A 19,995-nucleotide genomic window follows, 5' to 3' on the forward strand; every position below is an offset into this window, starting at 1 on the left:
CATGTCCAACGGCATCTGGTTGTTCGCTCTGCTGGTGTTCTTCACCGTCGTGCTGCTGTTCCAGGGAACGATCGTTCCGGTGTTCAGCGAATCCCGGAAGATGAGCAAGCGGATCCAGGCGCGCTTGCAACGGTTCGCCGACGCGTCGGGCGGACCGGAGCTCACCTCCCTGCTCCGGGAAAAGTACCTGCGCGACCTGTCCTCGTTCGAGCGCATGCTCGAGTCTTTGCCCGGTATGGAACGTTTCGCTCGCATTCTCGAACAAGCGGGACGGGACACTCCAGCCTATCGCGTCGTCCTGCTCGCTATCTGCCTGTCGATCGTCGGCATGCTCGGCGGCTGGCTCATGTCACGCTTGTGGCCCGTGGCGCTCGCGACCTGCTTCATCGGCTTGGTCGCTCCATTCTTCATCGTCTTGCGCCAGCGTATGCAGCGCATGGCGCGCTTCGAAGAGCAGATGCCCGACGCGATCGACATGATTCAGCGTGCGCTCAAAGCAGGACATCCCTTCGGTCATTGTTTGAAGCTGGTGGCTGAGGATATGGAGGAACCCATTTCCCGCGAGTTCGAGCTGACGTTCGCCGATCTCAGCTTCGGCAACGATCCGCGCCGCGCACTGTTAGGTCTGCTGCAGCGGGTGCCTAGTGTTTCTGTCACGGCACTGATCACGGCCGTGATCGTGCAACGTGAGGCCGGCGGCAATCTCGCCGAGAACCTCGCCAAAATCAGCAGCGTGATTCGCGGCCGGTTTCGCTTTCAACGTCGCGTAAAAACCCTATCCGCGGAAGGACGATTATCGGGATGGATTCTATCGTTGATCCCGTTGGTGCTGTTTGGAGTGCTCTGGATCACCCATCCGGAATATATGGGCCACCTGACTCAGCACGCGATGGGGCCGAAGCTGATCACCTGCTCGATCGTGATGGGCACGATCGGCATTCTCTGGATTCGCCGCCTGGTCCGCATCGAAGTCTAGGAGCCTCCCATGGACTCAATACTGATTGCCTTGCAGGACTTCCTCGGCGACAGCGGCGCTGCCGGAATTCTGTTCATGGCACTGGCGGCTGCCGCCGCTTTCGCGCTGAGCATGGGGCTGTCCGCATTCGTCCTGGGGCTGCTCGATCCTGTGCGACGTCGACTCGGACAGCTCGGCTCGGGTAGCAACGAACGCCCGTCAGCGGCGACAACGATGGCCGATAGCTTGAGCAGCTTCGCAGCGTTCGTCACGCCCCGCTCGGATCGCGAGCGGCAGCGCGTCGAACGTTTGCTCATTCATGCCGGCTATCGCTCCCCGAGTGCGCGCACCTTGTACTACGGCGTCAAGGCGCTGGTGGTCATGATCCTGCCGATGGCAGTCCTGCTGGCATCGCCGCTGCTTCCAAGGATCACTACCAATCGACTGATGCTGTTCGCGGCAGCCGCGGGCTATCTGGGCTGGGTCGCTTGTTCCATGTGGCTCGATCGACAGGTCGCCAATCGCCAGCGCGCATTGCGCGCGGCATTTCCCGACGCCCTGGATCTGCTGGTCGTGTGCGTAGAATCCGGATTGGGCCTGGCCCCCGCATTGGCGCGAGTCGCCGACGAGTTGGCGGTAAGCCATCCGGCGCTAGGAGACGAGCTTGCTCTGGTGAACGCGGAGATGCGCGCCGGCGTCGAGCGCGGTGTAGCACTCAAGAACTTGTCCGAGCGAACTGGACTGGAAGACATTCGCGGCATGACCGCTCTGCTGGTGCAAACGATGCGCTTCGGTACGAGCATCGCCGATGCCTTGCGGGTTTACTCGGAAGAGTTTCGTGACAAGCGCACTCAAGCTGCCGAGGAGCAGGCCGCAAAGATCGGCACCAAGATGATCTTTCCCCTGGTGCTGTTCATATTTCCGTCTTTCTTCCTGGTAGTCATCGGCCCGGCGGTGATCGGCTTGATCGAGGTGTTCAGTCAGATTGGGAAGTAGTTGAGGTCTTCAGCAACTCCACCTCCACCACCTCTTCCCTCACCAACGGCACCACCCTCCTCAACCTCACCGACGGCGCACCGCCCACCCGGCGCTCCGCGCACACCGCCATCAAATAGTCCGCCGTCGGCCGGTACTGCCAGAAGCTCCACCGGTTCGCGTCATCGCCCAACGCGGGCTCGATGGCGATATTCACGGCCCGCTCGTGCGGATAGTGAAAGCTGAATTGTCCGAGTGGAATCGACAGGCCCATACCGCGCGCTTTGATGTAGGACTCCTTGAACGTCCAGTACTCGAAGAAGCGATCCTGTTGTCGCTCCGGGGGTACGGTCGCGAGCTCATCCACCTCGGGCTTGGCAAAGAAACGATCGGCGATATCGAGGGACACTTCGCGAGTTCGCAGGTTCTCCACGTCCACGCCCAATTCGCGGCCATGCGTAACGCCCAACGCGATCAACCCCTTGGTGTGGGAGATGTTGAAGCGCAGGCCGCATTCGTCGCGGCTCAGGTTCGAGATCTCCGGTCGGCCGTAGTGATTGTTCGCGAAGCGCCAGTCGGTCGGGCGAACGTGCAAATAGCGCGACAGCACGGTTCGAACCAGGGCGCGAGTGACGAGATAGCGCCGCTGGTCGTCGGCGAAATAGAAACGAAACTCCTTGCCGCGCTCCTCTTCGGTCAGCAGCGAGCGATATTCCTCGTGCAGCCGCGGGTCGGCGATGTCGTTGTAATAAGCCAGCCACACATCGATGTGGCGCTCACTTGCGACCAGGGGATCTCGGTGCGATGGGGTCATAGCTCGTCGATGCAAAGGAGCTGGCGCGCGGTGATGCGTTCCTCGCCAGGATAGCCAAGAGCGTTGTTGATGTACGTTACACCGTCGATGTCGATGCGGCGATTGATATGGCTGTGGCCATATACGTGAATGCTCGATCCGAGGTGCCGCAGCTGTTGCTCGATTCGTGTGCTACCGAGCACGGGATCGAGCAGCCGATGGCGGCTCGAGACGTGCGCGGGGATCAGATCGATGCGCGGCAGGAAATGAGAGAACGTAATGACCTTGGCCGCACCCTCGGCTGACAGTCGCTGGTTCTGATCCATGAAATGCTTCGCGACGTCCTTCGGCCCAAAGCCCCGAGGCCAACGACAGGCGTGGAAGTCCATCCATATGCCGTACAAGTCGGCGCTGGGCTCGCCAAACGAATAGTCGTACCAGCTTAGCAAAGGTGCGAATAGCACGTCGCTCTGCCGGTGAGGCTGCATGGACGCGCCGCTGCGCTCGACCGTTGCAGCCACGTCGGCAAACTTCTGCAACGAGGTTCGCTCCGGGGCCTCGCCCAGCACCCACACATCGTGGTTGCCCGGAACGAACAGCACCTTCGCGAAGCGGGTCGCGAACTCGCTCAGGCAGCTCGCCAGCTGCGCCAGCTTGTGAGTGAGGTCGCCGGCCAGGATCAGGATGTCATCGCGATAATCGGCGCACGACAGGTTCTGCACCCATTGGAAATTAACGTCGTAGTCGACGTGAATATCCGACAGGGCGAAGACTCGGGTGGCCATCGACAGAGCATGGGCCACGGCCCTGGCTCTGTCGACACCCCCGAGTGTCGTCAGGCGGCGATACGGGTCGAATGCTCCGTCGGACGCTCGTGCCACGACGGCTGCACAGGCGCGCCGCCGTCATGATCGCTCATGGAATGCCGGGCACGCCCGTCGTCCGCCAGCTTGAACACGGCGGCGGCCTGGACCATCTCCGCCGACTGCCGGCTGAGCGTTTCCGCCGCGGCGGCGCTCTCCTCGACCAATGCCGCATTCTCCTGCGTACTACGGTCGAGCTGAGCGATCGCGTTACCGACCTGCTCGATGCCGCTGGCCTGCTCCGTGCTCGCCGCGGAAATCTCGTGCACCACGTCGGTGAGTTTCTTGACGCTGTCGACGATCTGCCCGAGCACCTTGCCGGTGCGATCGACCAGCTCGCAGCCCGCGCCGACCTTGGCGACGGAGTCGTTGATCAGATCCTTTGTTTCTTTCGCCGCGCTGGCACTGCGCTGTGCGAGCGTGCGGACTTCCGATGCGACGACGGCGAAGCCGCGCCCCATCTCGCCCGCGCGAGCGGCTTCGACGGCCGCGTTGAGTGCGAGCAAGTTGGTTTGGAACGCGATCTCGTCGATCACGCTGATGATCTCGCCGATACGATTGCTCGCGCTGTTGATGGCGCTCATCGCAGCGACTGCATCGGCGACCACTGAGCCACCGTTATCGGCAAGCTGACGCGTGTTGATCGCGAGCTGATTCGCTTGAGCCGCGTTATCCGCCGTCTGCTTCACGGAGGAGGTCATTTCTTCCATGCTGGCCGCGGTCTCTTCCAGCGCGGACGCCTGTTCCTGAGTGCGACGTGACAGATCGTCATTGCCCTGCGCGATCTGACGGCTGGCCGCAGCCACTTGCGTCGCGCCGTCCCGGACACCCGAGACGATACCGCTCAACTGACGCTGCATATCACGCAATGCAGCCATCAAGCTGCTGTTATCTCCATGCGCCACATCGATGCGGAATGTGAGATCACCCTGCGCGACCCGACCGGCAACTTCCGCCGCGTGTTGCGGCTCACCGCCAAGCGGACGAATGACCAGTCGATTCAACATGTATCCCATGCCAATCGACACGAGCGCGATGCTGAGCAATCCGAGCAGCATGGCGACGTTACGCAGCTTACGAACTTCGGCGAGCATGCGATCTTCAGGAACGGTGATCGAGAACGACCACGGCGCCTTCACCTCGCCAATGTTCACCGGCACGAACAGCTGAGTGACCTGCGTCTTCAGCGCATCGCTGAACACGCTGCGGCTCAGGGCGTGTCCGCCAGTGACGGCATCGAGCGCATCCTTCGCAGTCGAGGAGCTGAGCGCCTGACCGACATTCTTCGCATCCTTATCGCTCACGTAAGTGCCGCGGCTCGAGAACAGGCTCGCGAAGCCTGTGTCGTAAACACGAATGGCACCGATGGATTCTTGCAACTGAGACAGCGCGACGTCGACGCCGGCGACACCGACGAGCTGGCCACCGACGACGATCGGCACGGCCAGACTGGTCATCAACACGTCTTTGCCGCCGACGCTATAAACATACGGCTCGAGGATGGACTCCGCGCGGCTCTTCTTGGCGATCTGGTAGTAATCGCCGGCGCCGTCCTTGTCATAGTCGACCAGGGCTTCGAGACTGATCGTTCCGGTGCCACGGTTCCAATAAGGAACGTAGCGACCTGACGCGTCGGTGCCGGTCTTGCCGACGTACTCCGCGTCCTTGCCGTCGAATGCGTTCGGCTCCCACCCGGTCCATACACCGAGCAGCTTGGGATTGTCGGCGAGCACGCTCTTGAGAATGGCGTCGGCACGTTCGCGATCGGTCAGGCCGGCGGCCTTGAGACCCGACAAAGCCTGCGCGACACCACGAGCCGCATTGAGCGCCGCCTCCAGCTCCGACTCGACTTTGCGCGAGTGGCTGGTGGCGAGCTCTCCCGCATACTGGAGTGCCGAGCGACGTTGCATGTCGCTCGCCTGGTAGGTCAGCACTGAGACCGTAACCGCGAACCCCGTCAAAACAAACAACACGATGACGCCCAGCATGCGTGCGCGCAGGCTCATCTTCTTGGCAGCCGACATGAGATAACCCCTGATTGGTCGCGGGTAAAAACCCGCGCACGAGCGCCCGCCTTCGGCACTCGCACCAAATAACGGCGCGTGGGGGCTCGACCTTTAGGGGATTCGACTCATTCGCAAAATTTCGCCAGATTGGCCAGTGATGACGCAAGGCCGGCGGCGTGATCTTCGGGGCGGATACCGCTGGGCACGTTCTCGCACCGAACCTCCACTCGCGTGCCCTCGGGCACCGGCATGAAGGTCCATGTGATCTTCATCTCACCTGCGAACGCCGCATCGTCGGAATCGAATGTGACGATCTGCGCAATCAGTCGGCCGGGCACGAGTTCGACAAACCGTCCTTTCACCAAGTCGGAATTCTCGGTGGTCTTGGCCGCGGTCGACGGTTGCTCATAAGTGAGCACCATTCGATAAGTGCCGCCGACGCGTGGCTCGAATTGCTCGACGCGCCCGGTCATGCCCTCCGGCGGCAACCAGGCCATCAGTGCCTGTGGGTCCAGGTGGGCGCGATAGATTTTCTCCGGAGTCGCACGAATGACTCGGGACGCAGAGTCAATCCGGTTGTGGGACTCGAACTCATGCAGATAGCACGCGGGCGAGCTGTACTCGCGCGGCTCGTCTTCGTCGTCGGCCGATCGCTGATCGTTCACGCAGTCCCCTCGCTTTCGCCCAGGATATCGCATTGACGAAGCGGTCGGCATTACGGATAGGGCTAAGGAACGGGGCCCGCCCAGCAGCGATTCCCACGAGACGTCCCTCGCTCACTGCTCACCGAAGGAGCTTCTCATGGCCGAACATCGCACGCTGACGACCCGTCAGGGTCATCCAGTCACCGACAACCAGAGTCTGCGCTCCGTCGGCGAGCGTGGACCCGCGACACTCGAGAACTATCAGTTCATCGAGAAGATCACGCACTTCGATCGCGAACGCATTCCCGAGCGCGTCGTGCATGCCCGCGGCACAGGTGCTCATGGCTATTTTGAGGCGTACGGAAAAATCGGCAAGGAACCCGCGTCCAAATACACGCGTGCGAAAGTGCTGACACAGACCGGCATCAAGACGCCGGTGTTCGTCCGCTTCTCCACCGTGATCGGCGGCAAGGAATCGCCCGAGACGGCGCGCGATCCGCGCGGCTTCGCCATCAAGTTCAAGACCGTCGCCGGCAACTGGGATCTGGTCGGCAACAATCTGAAAGTGTTTTTCATCCGCGACGCCATCAAGTTTCCGGACATGATTCATGCGTTCAAGCCCGACCCGGTGACGAACCGGCAGGAGCCGTGGCGCTTCTACGATTTCGTCTCGTTACATCCCGAAGCGCTGCACATGGTCACTTGGGTGAAGAGCCCGTGGGGCATTCCCGGCGACTATCGCCACATGCAAGGCTCCAGCGTGAATACATACAAGCTCATCGATGCCAACGGCAAGGCGGTACTGTGCAAGTTCTCGTTCGAGCCCAAGCTCGGCGTGGTGAATCTCACCAGCCAGCAAGCCGCCGAGATCCAGGCGAGAGACGTCGGGCACGCGACCCGCGATCTGTACGACGCCATCGAGCGCAAGGACTATCCCGAATGGGAGATGTGCGTGCAGCTCATGGCGGACGGCGAGCATCCCGAGCTCGACTTCGATCCGCTGGATGACACCAAGCGCTGGCCAGAAGATAAATTTCCATTGCTGCCGGTCGGCCGGATGGTGCTGGATCGCAATCCATCGAACGTGTTCGCGGACACGGAGCAGTCGGCCTTCGGCACCGGCGTGCTGGTCGACGGCATCGATTTCTCGGACGACAAGATGTTACAAGGTCGCACGCTCTCCTATTCGGACACGCAGCGCTATCGGGTCGGCCCCAACTATCTGCAACTGCCGGTGAACGCGCCGGCGAAAGCCGCCACGACCAATCAACGCGACGGTCAGATGGCTTATATCGTCGACGGCGGCGGCGAGAACCCGCACGTCAACTACGAGCCGAGCAACATGGGCGGTCTGGTCGAAGCCGCGGTCACGGGCCCGGACTATCATCAATATGTCGAAGGCCATCTGGGGCGCTATCAAACCACCAAGACCGGCGACGATTACAAACAGGCCGGCGAGCGCTATCGCTCGTTCGAGGACTGGGAGCGCGACGATCTGATCAACAACCTCGCGACCGATCTCAAGCAATGCCCGGAAGCCATCCAGCTGCGCATGGTGTGGCACTTCTGGCACTGTGATCCGGACTACGGCACGCGCGTCGCCAAAGGCGCCGGCATCGATCTGGAAAAGGCCAAGGAGCTGCGGCCGCTCGGTGGCAAGCCGCTGCCAGGCAAAGATCGGCAAGGCCCGACGTACACGGATGGCGCGTCCGAGGACGATACCCCGGAAGCAAATGTCGCGGCCCGGCCGGCCAAGAAAGGCGGCGGCACCGGACGGGATATGCGCCACCGATGACCGCTTGATCGAAATACGCAGAGTATTGCGGCTCCGCGGAGCGGGATCGGTCGACGCGCTGTAGCAGCGGGCGTCGCTGAATGGTACTGTTCATTTATATGATGAATAGGACATTCAAGTCATCGCCGTGATCGATACCACTCCTGCGGAGCTGCGGCTCAACCTTGGCCGGAACCTCACCCATGGCCTGCTCGACGCGCTGGGCCGTGCGATCGTCACTGGCCAATATGACGACGGTCCGTTTCCCACCGAAGCGGAACTGGCGAAACAACATGGCGTGAGCCGATCGGTGACGCGCGAAGCGGTGAAGATGCTCACCGCGAAGGGACTGGTCAGCGCCCGCCCCCGCCAGGGCACCATCGTGCAGCCGCGCTCGTCGTGGAATCTGTTCGATACCGACGTGCTGCGCTGGTTGTTGAATAGAAAGTTCTCGTTGGAGCTACTCAGACAATTCAATCAACTGCGCGCCGCCATCGAACCGGAAGCGGCCGCGCTAGCCGCCGTGCTCGCCGATGACAGCGAACTGGCGGCGATCAACGCCGGTCTGGAGCGAATGAAAGCGGCCGAGACCGGCGGCGATCAGATTCTCGACGCCGACATCGCGTTTCACGTCGCAGTATTGAAGGGCTCGAAGAATCCCTTCTTCGCGCAGTTCCAGGATGTCGTGGCCACCGCGCTACGCAGCTCGATTCAATTCACGAACCGCATCAAGGGACACACCGCCAGCATTCCGGATCATGCTGCCGTGGCCCAGGCCATCATCAAGCGTCAGCCGGACAAGGCTCGAGCGGCCATGAAGAAGCTGGTCAGCGACGTGCTCGACCTCATCGATACCGTCGAGCCGGAGCCGAAGAACGGCAAGCCGAAGCGGAAGTAGAACGGAGACGAAGCCTTCCTTGGCCTCGCCTCCGGGGAGATCATCCAAATCAGCGAGTGCCAGCGGCCTCGCGCGGCGAGCTGGTGAGACGCTTGATCAGCTCCGTTTCAGCGGCACGGTACGGCGTGCCGTCGGCACGGAACACGTCGTGGAACCAAATGGTCGGCTCTTCCAGCGTGTACGGCTTCTTCCACGAATCCCACGGCATGCGCGTCTGCGTCTTGCCGTCGACCAGGCCCCAGTTGACCATCGCGACGTTGTAACGCTTGCCGAGCGGCAGTGAGTTGTCGAACGTCGACCCGTTACCGCGCGCCATATATTCCGTGCACAGCAGCGGGCGACCATAGGCCTGCAACTGCTTCACGCGACGCTCGAACACTTCGGGCCAGCTGTAGTCGTGGAAGGAAATCACATCGGACTGAGTGATCTGGATCTTCTCGATCGGGTTCAGCTTGTCCAGCGACGACCAGTCCTCGTGATGCCACACGCCGCTGGTCAACGGCTGCGTCGGCTTCTGCGAGCGGGCCCAGTCGAACACCTGCCCCAGCAGCAGCTCGACGTACTTCTGCTTGTCGACGTGCTTCTTGTAGTTACCGCCGCCGTCGTTATCCGGCTCGTTCCAAACATCCCACGCCAGGATGCGCGAGTCCTTCGCGAACGCGCCGACGACACCCTGCACGTACTCGCGCAGCTTCGGATAACCGGACGCATCTTCCAATCGCGCACGGCCAGGCGCCTGCACCCAACCCGGGTTGTGCACGCCCGGAATCGGCGGACGCTGCGGACCGAGCTTCGGCTCCGGATCCCAGCAGCTGTCGAACAGCACGAAAATGGGCTTGATGTTGTGCTTGGCCGCGATCTTGAGGAACTCATCGATGCGCTGCTTGAAGCCCTTCGCGTCCTGTTCCCACAGCAGATTGTGCAAGTAGACGCGCATCGTGTTCATGCCGATGGACTGCGCCCAGCCCAGTTCCTTGTCGATGGTCGCCGGATCGAAGCTGTCGGCCTGCCACATTTCCAGCTGGTTGATGGCATTGGCCGGAATGTAATTGGCACCGACCAGCCAGGCCTGGCGGTTGTACCACTCATGCGCCTGCTGCTCCGTCCATCGTTCGGCCGCCGAGGCAGCGGACGAGATCGACAACAGCACCGCTAGCTGCATCAGGGCAACGAGCGCGGTGGAGCGGGGTTTGATCATGGGGAGACTCCGTTTACAAACAAGCGATAGACGATGACGTTCCGGTACGTCGCGCCCGGCTCGAGCCGCGCCGAGCCCAGCTTCGGCTGATTGGGGACATCCGGCGGCAACTGCGGCTCGAGCACCAGGGCATCGCCTTGGCGATAGGCCCGACCGGACTTGCCGATGACGGTGCCGTCCAGGAAATTGCCCGAGTAGAACTGCAGCGCCGGCTGATTGGACAACAACTCGAAGCCACGACCGGTGGTCGGCTCCTCGACCCGCGCCAGCAAGCGCGGCTCCTTGGCCACGTCGCGAGCGATCATGAAGTTGTGATCGTAGCCTTTGCCGAACACGATCTGCCGGTCGCGCGCTTCACGCACACGAGCACCGATCGGCTTCGGCGAACGGAAATCGAACACAGTGTCCGCGACCGGCTGCAACTCGCCCGTCGGAATCAGTTTGTCGTTCACCGGCGTGTAGTGCTCGGCCGGGATGGTGAGCACATGTCCCATGGCTCCCACAGCGGCACCCTCGCCCGCCAGATTCCAGTAAGCGTGATTGGTGATATTCGCAATGGTCGGCTTATCGGTGGTCGCCGTGTACTCCATGCGCAGCTCGTTGGCTTCATTCAACGAATAGGTCGCGAACACGGTCAGCGTTCCCGGATAGCCCTGATCGCCATCCTTGCTGACATAGCGCATGCGGACCGACGCCGTATCGCCACGCTTCACTTCGACGACTTCCCAAAGCACTTTGTCGAAGCCGCGCTCGCCCCCATGCAGCGAGTTGCCATGATCGTTGCGCGGCGTCTGATATACCTTGCCGTCCAGCGTGAACTTGCCGTCCGCCAGCCGGTTGGCAAATCGGCCCACCGTCCCGCCGAAATATTCCGGCTTGGTGAGATAGCCATCGAGCGAGGCATATCCCAAGGTCACATCGGCCAACGTGCCATTGCGATCCGGCATCACCAGCGATTGCAACGCCGCGCCATAGTTGATGACCGCGGCTCGCACGCCCTTGGCGTTACGCAAAGTGATCGCTTCAACTGCGCGACCATCGGCAAGCTTGCCGAACGAAGCTCGCGCATAGTCGGCGGCCTGCGTGACCGCAGGTGCCAGCGACATGGCGCACATCAGACTGAGCGGCGCGACGCTGGTCAGCATCGCGCTCATCGTACGTCTCGACATCAAACTGCCCCCATCGACTCGGTTGTGACTAGTGACTGTCGCGCAGGTTGTCCACGGTCTGCGCCAGGCGCTGATACTTCACGGCCATCTCGAGCACCGCGCCGGTCTCGAACTGCCCGGTCAGCGACCGATGGATTTCCTGCCACGGCGTTTGTGAATTCGGATACGTCGGCCCCGCCGCCTCGACTTCCTTGCGACGTGCCGCGAGCTCTTGATCCTCGACCAACACACGAACTTCACGACGCCGCAGATCGATACGCACGCGATCGCCGGTACGCAGCAGCGACAGACCGCCGCCGACCGCCGCTTCGGGCGACGCATTGAGAATCGATGGCGAGCCCGACGTGCCTGACTGACGGCCATCGCCGATACAAGGCAGCGCATCAACGCCAGCGCGAATCAACGCGGCGGGCGGCCGCATGTTCACGACTTCCGCGCCACCTGGATAACCGATAGGGCCCGTGCCGCGGATCACGAGAATCGAGCGATCATCGATGCCGAGCGCGGGATCATCGATGCGCGAGTGATAATCCTCGGGACCGTCGAACACGACCACCCTCCCTTCGAACGCATCCGGATCCTTCGGATCGGACAGATAGCGCGCACGGAAGTCTGGCGAGATCACGCTGGTCTTCATGATCGCCGAATCGAACAGATTGCCTCTGAGCACGGTCAGGCCGGCCGTGGGCTTCAGCGGCTTCGCATAAGGACGAATGACGTGCTCATCGAGGATGCGGGCAGTCCCGCAGTTCTCGCCGATGGTCTTGCCATTCACCGTCAACGCGTCGCCCGCGATCAGGCCCTGACGCAGCAACTCTCCCACCACCGCAGGCACGCCGCCTGCGCGATAGAAATCCTCACCCAGATATTCACCGGCCGGCTGCAGATTCACGAGCAGCGGCACGTCGCGTCCGTGCTTCTCCCAATCTTCGAGCGTCAGCTCCACACCGACATGACGCGCGATGGCATTGAGATGAATGGGCGCATTGGTCGAACCGCCGAGTGCCGAGTTCACGCGGATCGCATTTAGAAACGCGTCGCGCGTAAGTATGTCCGAAGGCTTGCGGTCCTGATTCACCAGGTCGACAACGGCCAGGCCCGTGCGGTAGGCACATTCCTGTCGATCGCGATAAGGCGCGGGAATCGCCGCCGATCCCGGCAGCGACATGCCGAGCGCTTCGGTCAGCGAGTTCATGGTCGTCGCCGTGCCCATGGTGTTGCAGAAGCCGGTGGACGGCGCCGACGACGCCACCAGGCGCACGAAGCCTTGATAGTCGATCTCGCCCGCCGCGAGCATGCTGCGCGCTTTCCACACGATGGTGCCCGAACCGACCCGCTTGCCTTCGTAGAAGCCATTGAGCATTGGCCCCACCGACAACGCGATGGCCGGCAGATTCACGGTCGCGGCCGCCATCAAGCAGGCCGGCGTGGTCTTGTCGCAGCCAATGGTCAGCACCACGCCGTCGAGCGGATAGCCGAACAGCGTCTCGACCAGGCTCAGATACGCCAGATTGCGATCCAGGCCCGCGGTCGGCCGCTTGCCGGTCTCCTGAATCGGATGCAGCGGAAACTCGAGCGGAATGCCGCCGGCTTCGCGGATGCCGGCCTTCACGCGCTCGGCGAGGATCAGGTGCTGGCGATTACAGGGCGTCAGGTCGCTGCCGGTCTGGGCGATGCCGATGATGGGCCGGTCGCTCTGCAGCTCCTCGATGGACAGGCCATAGTTCAGGTACTTCTCTATATAGAGCGCGGTCATGTCCGGATTGGACGGATTGTCGAACCAGGACCGTGAGCGCAATTTCCGGCCGTGACGTTCTCGAGCAGCATCGATCATGCAAATCCCCTGGGCTTGAGGCGCCGCCGCTGTTGCTATTGGCGGTGTCGCAGTCTATAAAGCCTATATATCATATAAATCACTTTTGCCGCGACGAAGATAGCCGCAAGCGCCCGCAAATGCCAGCGCCTTGGGCTGACCGATCCGGCCCGATGAGGAACAAGCGGTGGGATCAGCGATACGACTGGCGCTCGTGGGGGTAGGTAAAATCGCGCGCGACCAGCACCTGCCGGCGCTCGCGCGCAGCGATGCGTTCCAGCTCGTGGCCGCGGTGAATCGCGACGGCCCCCTCACCCACGTGTCCACCTTCGCTGACATCAAGTCGATGCTGGCGTCGGGCATTCAAGTAGACGCCGTGTCCCTGTGCACACCCCCGGCTTGTCGTCACGAGCTCGCACGCGAGGCGATCGACGCCGGACTTCACGTAATGCTGGAAAAGCCGCCGGCCGCAACCGTCGAGGAAGTAAACGATCTGGAGCAACGCGCCCATCAATGCGGACGCACTCTTTTTACGACCTGGCATTCGCGCGAGGCCGCGGGCGTCGAGCCGGCGCGTGAGTGGTTGAGTCAACGCTCGATTGAAAGCGTTCGAGTCACGTGGAAGGAAGACATCCGGGTCTGGCATCCCGGCCAGCATTGGATTCTGCAGGCCGGCGGCATGGGCGTGTTCGATCCAGGCATCAATGCGCTCTCGATCCTGACGCGCATCCTGCCCGGCCAGTTGACGATGCGCTCGGCGACACTGGAATTTCCCAGCAACTGGGAATCGCCCATCGCGGCGGAGATCGCGATGTCGCATCAGTCCTCGCGCGTCGATGCCTCCTTCGATTTTCTGTATGCCGGTACGCCGTGCTGGGATATCGAAGTGCTCACCGACCAGGAAACGCTGCGGCTGTCCGATGGCGGCAGCCGTCTATACATCAATGAGACGCCGTACCTCGCCGCCGCCGACCAGGAATACGCGCGACTCTACCGGCGGTTCTCGGAGCTGATCGCGGCCGGCGACAGCGACGTCGACTCGACACCATTGCAACTCGTCGCGGACGCCTTCAAGCTCGGCCACCGCCAGCAAAGCGCCGCTTTCCATTTCTAAAGCGCCCTCGCTGAACGAACGCGTCAGGCCCCGAGGACACGGATAGAGAACATAAAGACATGCAGCTAGCCACGCTCGATCTGATCATCATTGTCATTTATGCCATCGGCCTGTTCGGCCTCGCTCAGTGGGTGTCCCGCGAACGAGGCGGCCAGGAAAAAGATTCCGCCGAATACTTCCTGGCGTCCAAGACGCTGCCCTGGTGGGCCATCGGCGCCTCGCTGATCGCCGCAAACATCTCGGCTGAGCAGATCGTCGGCATGTCCGGCTCGGGTTATGCGATCGGCCTGGCCATCGCCTCCTATGAATGGATGGCGGCGCTGACCCTGCTGATCGTCGGCAAATGGTTCCTGCCGATTTTCCTGGAGAACAAGATCTACACCATGCCGCAGTTCCTGGAACAGCGGTATGGCACGCGCATCCGCACCTTGATGGCGGTGTTCTGGCTCGGTCTGTATGTGTTCGTGAATCTCACTTCCATCATCTGGCTGGGCTCGATCGCCGTGGCCAAGGTCGCAGGCGTCGATCAGACCTGGGCGCTGGTGGGATTGGGCGTGTTCGCGCTCGTTTATCAGCTGCGCGGCGGCTTGCGTGCGGTTGCCATGACCGACATCGTACAAGTGACCTTGCTCGTCCTCGGCGGACTGCTGGTTTCGTATCTGACGCTGAATGAGATCAGCGGCGGCAACGGCGTGGTGGCTGGCTTCGGCACGTTGCTGGAACGCGCGCCCGGTCATTTCCATATGATCCTCGACGCCGCGCATCCCTATTACAAAGACCTGCCCGGCCTGTCGGTGCTGATCGGCGGCATGTGGATCGCGAACCTCAGCTACTGGGGCTTCAATCAATACATCATCCAGCGCGCCCTGGCGGCGAAGAGCTTGCCGGAAGCGCAGAAGGGCGTGATCTTCGCGGCCTTCCTGAAGCTGCTCATGCCGGTGATCATCGTGCTGCCCGGCATCGCCGCCGTCATTCTCGCGCCGACGCTGGCCAAGCCCGATGAAGCGTATCCGACGATGATGCGTCTGTTGCCCACGGGCATCGCCGGTTTGGTGTTCGCGGCGCTGATTGCGGCGATCATTGCGTCCACGGCGTCGAAGATCAATTCCATCGCGACCATCTTCACGCTGGATATCTACAACAAGATGGGTCAGCCGAAGCCCGAGAAGCAGCTGGTGCTCGTCGGCCGCATCACCGCCGTGGTCGCCATCCTGCTTGCAATCGTGACCGCGCGTCCGCTGCTCGGCAGCTTCGATCAAGCGTTCCAATACATTCAGGAGTACACCGGCTTCTTCACGCCAGGCATCGTCGTGATCTTCATGCTCGGCCTGTTCTGGAAGCGCGCCACCGAAGCCGGCGCCCTCGCCGCGACCGTCGGCTCGTTCGCACTGTCCATCGCGATCAAGACGCTGTGGCCTGGCCTGCCCTTCATGGATCGCATGATGGTCGTGTTCCTGCTGGCGCTGGCCCTCGCCGTCGTATTCTCGCTGTGGCAGCCGGCGACGGCGGCGGCGAATCGGGTCAACACTTCCGATGTGAGTTACAAGACCTCGCCGAGCTTCAACGTGTGCTCGCTCGGCGTGGTCGCGATTCTGGTCGCGCTCTACACGGTGTGGTGGTAATTCAGGAACGTTCCTCATCGAGCGCCGTGATCTGATCGATCACGGCGCCGAAGCGGTTACCGAACTCGGTCAATCGATACTCCACTCGCGGCGGCACTTCGGCGAACACCTCCCGCTCGATGATTTCATAGCGCAGCAGCTTGCGCAGCCGCTCGTTCAGCACCTTCGCCGTCAGTCCTTCCACTCGCCGCTGCATGGCGCCCGGCCGCTTCACCCCGGAGCGAACCAGCGATAACACCGTCAGCGACCATTTGCAGCCGATGATGTCCTCGACCATGCGAGCGGCTGTGGGCGGCTTGGTAATTTTCTTTTTCAACGCTGGCATCGATGTACACCAAAAAGTAACCAAGCCACCGTTTGGAGCCTGCTTCCCGGGGCTTCGCGCCCATCCTACGCTGCCCTTCACCGACATTGCAGCACCGAGGTGTTTCGTGAAGCTCTCCATCGCTATCGTCTTGTTCTTCGCCGCCGTCGTCGCGGTGGACGCCGCGACCGATGCCATCCCGTATCCGCAAGGCTACCGACAGTGGCAACACGTCAAGTCCATGGTCATCCAGCCGGGTCATCCGTTGCATGCGTCGTTCGGCGGCATTCATCACTTGTATGCGAACGACAAAGCCCGGACGGGCTATCGCACGGGTAAGTTCCCCGACGGCTCGGTGATCGTGTTCGATCTGCTCGACGTCAACACGGCCGACTCCGCGATCACTGAAGGTAAGCGCAAAGTTGTCGGCGTCATGGTCAGGGACGCCAAGAAGTACGCCGCGACCGGCGGCTGGGGCTTCGAAGGGTTTGCGGGCGACAGTCAGACCGAACGAGTCGTCGGCGACAAGGCGGCCACCGCCTGCTTCACCTGTCATATTGCCCGGAAGCAGCAGGAGTACGTGTTCAGCAGCTATCGGGAATAACGGTATGCCCGGGCGATCCGTGACAGGGCCCGGGCGCGCCCGTATATTGCGCGGCCTTTGTGTCCTCGCCCCCCGGTATTTGTGCAGCCTTTCGATCCGCCGCGCGCCGACGCGACCCCTCGTAATCCGACCTGGCAAGAAAGCGTTTCGACCTGGCTGAAAGGCTTCCGGCCCGCCCCGCTCATCGTCGGCACGTCTGAGCGGTGGCGCGCCATCGTGGGAGCGCTGCTGGGCATCGTGATCACAGCGATCCTGTGCCGCCTCTGTGCCGATACAACAGCCGTTTGGTTGGTCGCCCCGCTCGGCGCGAGTGCGGTGCTGGTGTTTGCAGTTCCTGCCAGTCCTCTCGCGCAACCCTGGTCCGTCGTCGGCGGCAACACCGTCTCCGCATTGATGGGCGTGCTTTGTGTGCACCTCATCGATGATCCCGCGCTCGCCGCGGGTGTCGCGGTCGCCGCAGCCATCGTGGCGATGTTTGCACTTCGTTGCTTGCATCCCCCTGGAGGCGCCGCCGCGCTACTGGCCGTGCTCACGCATGCCAGCTCGCTGGACTTCGTGTTCTTCCCCGTGCTGGTCAACAGCGTGCTGCTGGTCCTCGTCGGCATCATCTACAACACTGCAACTGGCCGCCGTTATCCTCACAGTCAGCTGGTCGAACGTACCAACGTTCCCACCAGCCGCTTCAGCTCCGCCGATCTCGACGCCGTCCTGAAACGTTACAACCAGGTGCTGGACGTGAGCCGCGACGAGCTGGAAGACATCCTGCACATGGCGGAAATGAACGCCATGGAACGTCGCATGAGCGAGCTTCGCTGCGAAGACATCATGACGCGCGACGTCTTCACCGTCGAATACGGCACGGATCTGCAAGACGCGTGGGAGCTCATGCGCCGCCATCGGGTGAAAGCCCTGCCGGTGGTCGACCGGCAGCGACGCATCATCGGCATCATCTCTCTCGCGGACTTCATGCGTCATGCCGAGGTGGACCGCAGCGATGGGATGCGCGAGCGACTGAATCTTCTGATCAAGCGCAGCGGCAACTCGCACACGACCAAGCCCGAAGCCGTCGGCCAGATCATGTGTCACAAGGTGCGAGTCATCAGCGCGAACCGGTCGGTCGGCGAGCTGATGTCGATCTTCTCCGAGCACGGCCATCACCACATCCCGGTCATCGACGGGAACCATCGCCTGGCTGGAATCATCACCCAGTCGGACTTCGTGCGTGCGTTGTATCGCTCGGGCGGCGTTCGACCCTGAACGTGCTCCGCGTGTCGTACGAACGAGTCGATTTGACCGACATTTAAAACAGTCTCGTCATATTCCTTTGCGAGCATCCACGGCAATCTGGTTCGTGGACTCGTGCGATGACGTTAAAATCTGCCAACGCATTCTTTCTGCGTCTGCTGGCTTCAGCAGCCGTCGTTCTCCAGACACTGGCGCCCGCTCACGCTGGCGACAAGGACCGCGACTACGACTACGACGGCTCGCGCGGCCCGTCTGGCAAATTCACCATCGCCGTCATCCCTGACACGCAGTATCTGTTCGACGAGGACCGCGGCAACCGCGCCGTCGTCGAGAAATCGCTGCAGTGGATCGTCGAGCACAGCCGCGAAAAGAACATCGTGTTCACCGTGCACCTCGGCGACATCGTGAACAACGGCGGCAGCGCCCGCTGGGGCAACACCGAGCTGGCGCAAGCGAGCGACGTGTTCAAGATCTTCGACCGCAGCGACATTCAGTACGGCGTCGTCGCCGGCAATCACGACATTCCCGGCGGCTGGGACGACCAGCGCGGCCACACCACGTATCTCGATTACTTCGGCCCGTCGCGCACCGCCAGCAATCGCTCCTACTGCGGCTCGAGCGATGACGGTTATAACAACTGCTACACCTTCAGCGGCGGCAATCAACGATTCCTGCTGCTCGCCCTGGACTGGCGCGCCTCCGACGCCACGATTGCCTGGGCCAAGTCGAAGCTGCAGCAGTTCTCCGGCGTGCCCACCATCATCGCGACTCACGAAATTCTCACCTCCTCCAACGGCCAGACCGTGAACGACGCCGCCGTGCTGTCGGGCTACGGCCAGACGCTGTGGGATCGCCTGATCAAAGCCAACAGCCAGATCTTCATGACCCTGAACGGTCACAACTGGCCGGCAGGCGCGGTGACGATGAAGGACCTGGCGGATCGCGAAGTGTATATGCACCTGGTGAACTATCAGGATCGCTACTTCAGCGGCAGCGGCATGATCCGTCTGTATGAATTCGATCTGCGCGCGAACACCGTCGACGTGCAGACCTTCTCGCCCTACTGGCTCGCGCACAAGGGCACGCTGCCGCCGCTCGCGAAGGATGAAGTCCGTCTCGAGGATTCAGCAAACAAGTTCACGATGGAAATCGACTTCAAGGAACGTTTCGCCGCCGAGCGTCCGGTGAAGCCGACGCCGCCAGTCTCTCCCGACCGTTTGCTGATCGACGGCACGATGGCGTACTGGCGCTTTGAAGGACAGAACGGCAGCCCGCTGCCCGAAGGCGCAGTCGTGGCCCGCGATCTTTCCGGTCGTGGCAACGATCTCACTCGCGTGACACTGCGTAACGGCACGGCCAGCGATCTCACCTGGACCAGCGAGTTTCATCCTCAGCAACCGAGTCGCGGCAGCCTGTTCGTGAATGGCTCCAAGAACAATCCTTCCTTCGGCGGCGCTTATCTGCGCACTGTCGATGGCGCGCCCATCAATGGCATGACCTTCAAGAACGGCTACACCATCGAAGCGTTCGTGAAGCTGCCGGAGTACTGCTGCGAAGATCGGCACGCGTGGATGGGCGTCCTGTCGCGCATGGGCCGCGGCGGCGATCTCGGTCGCACTGAAGACGATCCGGATGAACCGCTCGCCACGCTGACCGTCTCGCCGAGTCGGGAATTTCAGTGGGCGGTCGCGACCTTCACCGATCCGGGCCTGCTCACCAACTGGAGCTTCCGGGTGCCGACGCTGAACTGGTATCACGTCGCGCTGGTGAACGATGGCAAGCAGACCCTGATGTACATCAACGGCTCGCTGGACCAGCGCAATCCGCAGCGCATCGGCAACGGTCTGCTGACCACCGGCGAGTATTGGATGATCGGCGCCAATCACTATGGGCGCACGGTCGAGCACTCGTTCTACGGCTGGATTGGCGACGTGCGCATCGTCAACCGCCCGCTGCAGGCCCGGGAATTCATGCTGGGAGACAAGCGGCGCTAGGCGGCTTTAAGATAGGCGGGTCAT

Annotated in this window: 17 protein-coding genes; 9 read left to right on the plus strand and 8 right to left on the minus strand. The window is 62.0% G+C overall.

What is annotated here, in order from left to right:
- The first annotated feature begins 1 nt into the window (after position 1).
- Together ACFPN2_RS30780 and ACFPN2_RS30785 are read left to right on the plus strand one after the other, a co-directional pair.
- Positions 2–976: a type II secretion system F family protein gene (locus ACFPN2_RS30780; protein ID WP_380603877.1), complete on the plus strand. Its 975-nt coding sequence runs from the start codon at positions 2–4 to the stop codon at positions 974–976.
- A gap of 9 nt (positions 977–985) precedes the next feature.
- Positions 986–1,951 (plus strand): type II secretion system F family protein, encoded by a 966-nt coding sequence (locus ACFPN2_RS30785; protein ID WP_380603879.1) that lies wholly within the window; start codon positions 986–988, stop codon positions 1,949–1,951.
- On the opposite strand, the gene ACFPN2_RS30790 is transcribed toward ACFPN2_RS30785, so the two are convergent.
- The 4 genes from ACFPN2_RS30790 to ACFPN2_RS30805 all read right to left on the minus strand — a co-directional run bounded on the left by ACFPN2_RS30790 (position 1,932) and on the right by ACFPN2_RS30805 (position 6,257).
- The gene (locus ACFPN2_RS30790) at positions 1,932–2,744 is read right to left on the minus strand and encodes a 4'-phosphopantetheinyl transferase family protein (protein WP_380603881.1); all 813 of its coding nucleotides are present in this window, start codon (positions 2,742–2,744) and stop codon (positions 1,932–1,934) included. The two genes, ACFPN2_RS30785 and ACFPN2_RS30790, sit on opposite strands and share 20 nt — an antisense overlap.
- On the minus strand, positions 2,741–3,508 hold the full coding sequence (locus tag ACFPN2_RS30795) for a metallophosphoesterase (protein WP_380603883.1): 768 nt from the start codon (positions 3,506–3,508) through the stop codon (positions 2,741–2,743). Before ACFPN2_RS30795 ends, ACFPN2_RS30790 begins: the two co-directional genes overlap by 4 nt.
- Before the next feature lie 50 nt (positions 3,509–3,558).
- Positions 3,559–5,610 (minus strand): methyl-accepting chemotaxis protein, encoded by a 2,052-nt coding sequence (locus ACFPN2_RS30800; RefSeq protein WP_380603885.1) that lies wholly within the window; start codon positions 5,608–5,610, stop codon positions 3,559–3,561.
- 107 nt (positions 5,611–5,717) lie between these two features.
- The gene (locus tag ACFPN2_RS30805) at positions 5,718–6,257 is read right to left on the minus strand and encodes an SRPBCC family protein (protein WP_380603887.1); all 540 of its coding nucleotides are present in this window, start codon (positions 6,255–6,257) and stop codon (positions 5,718–5,720) included.
- Positions 6,258–6,393: 136 nt separating this feature from the next.
- On the opposite strand from ACFPN2_RS30805, the gene ACFPN2_RS30810 reads away from it, so the two are divergent.
- Positions 6,394–8,031 (plus strand): catalase, encoded by a 1,638-nt coding sequence (locus tag ACFPN2_RS30810; RefSeq protein WP_380603889.1) that lies wholly within the window; start codon positions 6,394–6,396, stop codon positions 8,029–8,031.
- 130 nt (positions 8,032–8,161) lie between these two features.
- Positions 8,162–8,908: a FadR/GntR family transcriptional regulator gene (locus ACFPN2_RS30815; protein WP_380606696.1), complete on the plus strand. Its 747-nt coding sequence runs from the start codon at positions 8,162–8,164 to the stop codon at positions 8,906–8,908.
- Between the two features lie 49 nt (positions 8,909–8,957).
- Here ACFPN2_RS30815 and ACFPN2_RS30820 read toward each other — a convergent pair whose 3' ends face one another.
- From ACFPN2_RS30820 to ACFPN2_RS30830, 3 genes are read right to left on the minus strand one after another with little or no spacing between them, the layout of a single operon-like run.
- A complete protein-coding gene (locus ACFPN2_RS30820) occupies positions 8,958–10,106 on the minus strand; it encodes an endo-1,4-beta-xylanase (protein ID WP_380603891.1) in 1,149 nt (382 codons plus the stop codon).
- The gene (locus ACFPN2_RS30825) at positions 10,103–11,260 is read right to left on the minus strand and encodes an aldose epimerase family protein (RefSeq protein WP_380603893.1); all 1,158 of its coding nucleotides are present in this window, start codon (positions 11,258–11,260) and stop codon (positions 10,103–10,105) included. The genes ACFPN2_RS30820 and ACFPN2_RS30825 overlap by 4 nt, the downstream gene beginning before the upstream one ends.
- A 43-nt stretch (positions 11,261–11,303) precedes the next feature.
- Positions 11,304–13,109 (minus strand): IlvD/Edd family dehydratase, encoded by a 1,806-nt coding sequence (locus tag ACFPN2_RS30830; protein WP_380603895.1) that lies wholly within the window; start codon positions 13,107–13,109, stop codon positions 11,304–11,306.
- Between the two features lie 166 nt (positions 13,110–13,275).
- Between ACFPN2_RS30830 and ACFPN2_RS30835 the strand changes: the two genes are divergently transcribed.
- Together ACFPN2_RS30835 and ACFPN2_RS30840 are read left to right on the plus strand one after the other, a co-directional pair.
- Entirely contained in the window at positions 13,276–14,202 is a 927-nt protein-coding gene (locus tag ACFPN2_RS30835) for a Gfo/Idh/MocA family protein (RefSeq protein ID WP_380603897.1), read from the plus strand.
- 59 nt (positions 14,203–14,261) lie between these two features.
- Positions 14,262–15,824, plus strand: a complete 1,563-nt coding sequence (locus ACFPN2_RS30840; protein WP_380603899.1) for a sodium/sugar symporter — start codon at positions 14,262–14,264, stop codon at positions 15,822–15,824.
- 1 nt (position 15,825) lies between these two features.
- Here ACFPN2_RS30840 and ACFPN2_RS30845 read toward each other — a convergent pair whose 3' ends face one another.
- Positions 15,826–16,149, minus strand: a complete 324-nt coding sequence (locus ACFPN2_RS30845; protein WP_380603901.1) for a winged helix-turn-helix transcriptional regulator — start codon at positions 16,147–16,149, stop codon at positions 15,826–15,828.
- A gap of 106 nt (positions 16,150–16,255) precedes the next feature.
- On the opposite strand from ACFPN2_RS30845, the gene ACFPN2_RS30850 reads away from it, so the two are divergent.
- The 3 genes from ACFPN2_RS30850 (at position 16,256) to ACFPN2_RS30860 (ending at position 19,971) form a co-directional block, all read left to right on the plus strand.
- The gene (locus ACFPN2_RS30850; RefSeq protein ID WP_380603903.1) at positions 16,256–16,732 is read left to right on the plus strand and encodes a cytochrome P460 family protein; all 477 of its coding nucleotides are present in this window, start codon (positions 16,256–16,258) and stop codon (positions 16,730–16,732) included.
- A 156-nt stretch (positions 16,733–16,888) separates the two neighbouring features.
- Positions 16,889–17,989, plus strand: a complete 1,101-nt coding sequence (locus ACFPN2_RS30855) for an HPP family protein (protein ID WP_380606698.1) — start codon at positions 16,889–16,891, stop codon at positions 17,987–17,989.
- A 107-nt stretch (positions 17,990–18,096) separates the two neighbouring features.
- A complete protein-coding gene (locus tag ACFPN2_RS30860) occupies positions 18,097–19,971 on the plus strand; it encodes a LamG-like jellyroll fold domain-containing protein (RefSeq protein WP_380603905.1) in 1,875 nt (624 codons plus the stop codon).
- Positions 19,972–19,995: the final 24 nt, after the last annotated feature.

Source organism: Steroidobacter flavus, assembly GCF_042651805.1.
Classification (GTDB): Bacteria; Pseudomonadota; Gammaproteobacteria; order Steroidobacterales; family Steroidobacteraceae; genus Steroidobacter; species Steroidobacter flavus.

What these genes read in the sequence shown, in the direction of transcription:
- ACFPN2_RS30810 (WP_380603889.1), top strand. Translation starts at nt 6,394, where the DNA reads ATGGCCGAACATCGCACGCTGACGACCCGTCAGGGTCATCCAGTCACC.
- ACFPN2_RS30820 (WP_380603891.1), bottom strand. Translation starts at nt 10,106, where the DNA reads ATGATCAAACCCCGCTCCACCGCGCTCGTTGCCCTGATGCAGCTAGCG.
- ACFPN2_RS30860 (WP_380603905.1), top strand. Translation starts at nt 18,097, where the DNA reads ATGACGTTAAAATCTGCCAACGCATTCTTTCTGCGTCTGCTGGCTTCA.
- ACFPN2_RS30790 (WP_380603881.1), bottom strand. Translation starts at nt 2,744, where the DNA reads ATGACCCCATCGCACCGAGATCCCCTGGTCGCAAGTGAGCGCCACATC.
- ACFPN2_RS30830 (WP_380603895.1), bottom strand. Translation starts at nt 13,109, where the DNA reads ATGATCGATGCTGCTCGAGAACGTCACGGCCGGAAATTGCGCTCACGG.
- ACFPN2_RS30840 (WP_380603899.1), top strand. Translation starts at nt 14,262, where the DNA reads ATGCAGCTAGCCACGCTCGATCTGATCATCATTGTCATTTATGCCATC.
- ACFPN2_RS30785 (WP_380603879.1), top strand. Translation starts at nt 986, where the DNA reads ATGGACTCAATACTGATTGCCTTGCAGGACTTCCTCGGCGACAGCGGC.
- ACFPN2_RS30800 (WP_380603885.1), bottom strand. Translation starts at nt 5,610, where the DNA reads ATGTCGGCTGCCAAGAAGATGAGCCTGCGCGCACGCATGCTGGGCGTC.
- ACFPN2_RS30780 (WP_380603877.1), top strand. Translation starts at nt 2, where the DNA reads ATGTCCAACGGCATCTGGTTGTTCGCTCTGCTGGTGTTCTTCACCGTC.
- ACFPN2_RS30795 (WP_380603883.1), bottom strand. Translation starts at nt 3,508, where the DNA reads ATGGCCACCCGAGTCTTCGCCCTGTCGGATATTCACGTCGACTACGAC.
- ACFPN2_RS30845 (WP_380603901.1), bottom strand. Translation starts at nt 16,149, where the DNA reads ATGCCAGCGTTGAAAAAGAAAATTACCAAGCCGCCCACAGCCGCTCGC.
- ACFPN2_RS30825 (WP_380603893.1), bottom strand. Translation starts at nt 11,260, where the DNA reads ATGAGCGCGATGCTGACCAGCGTCGCGCCGCTCAGTCTGATGTGCGCC.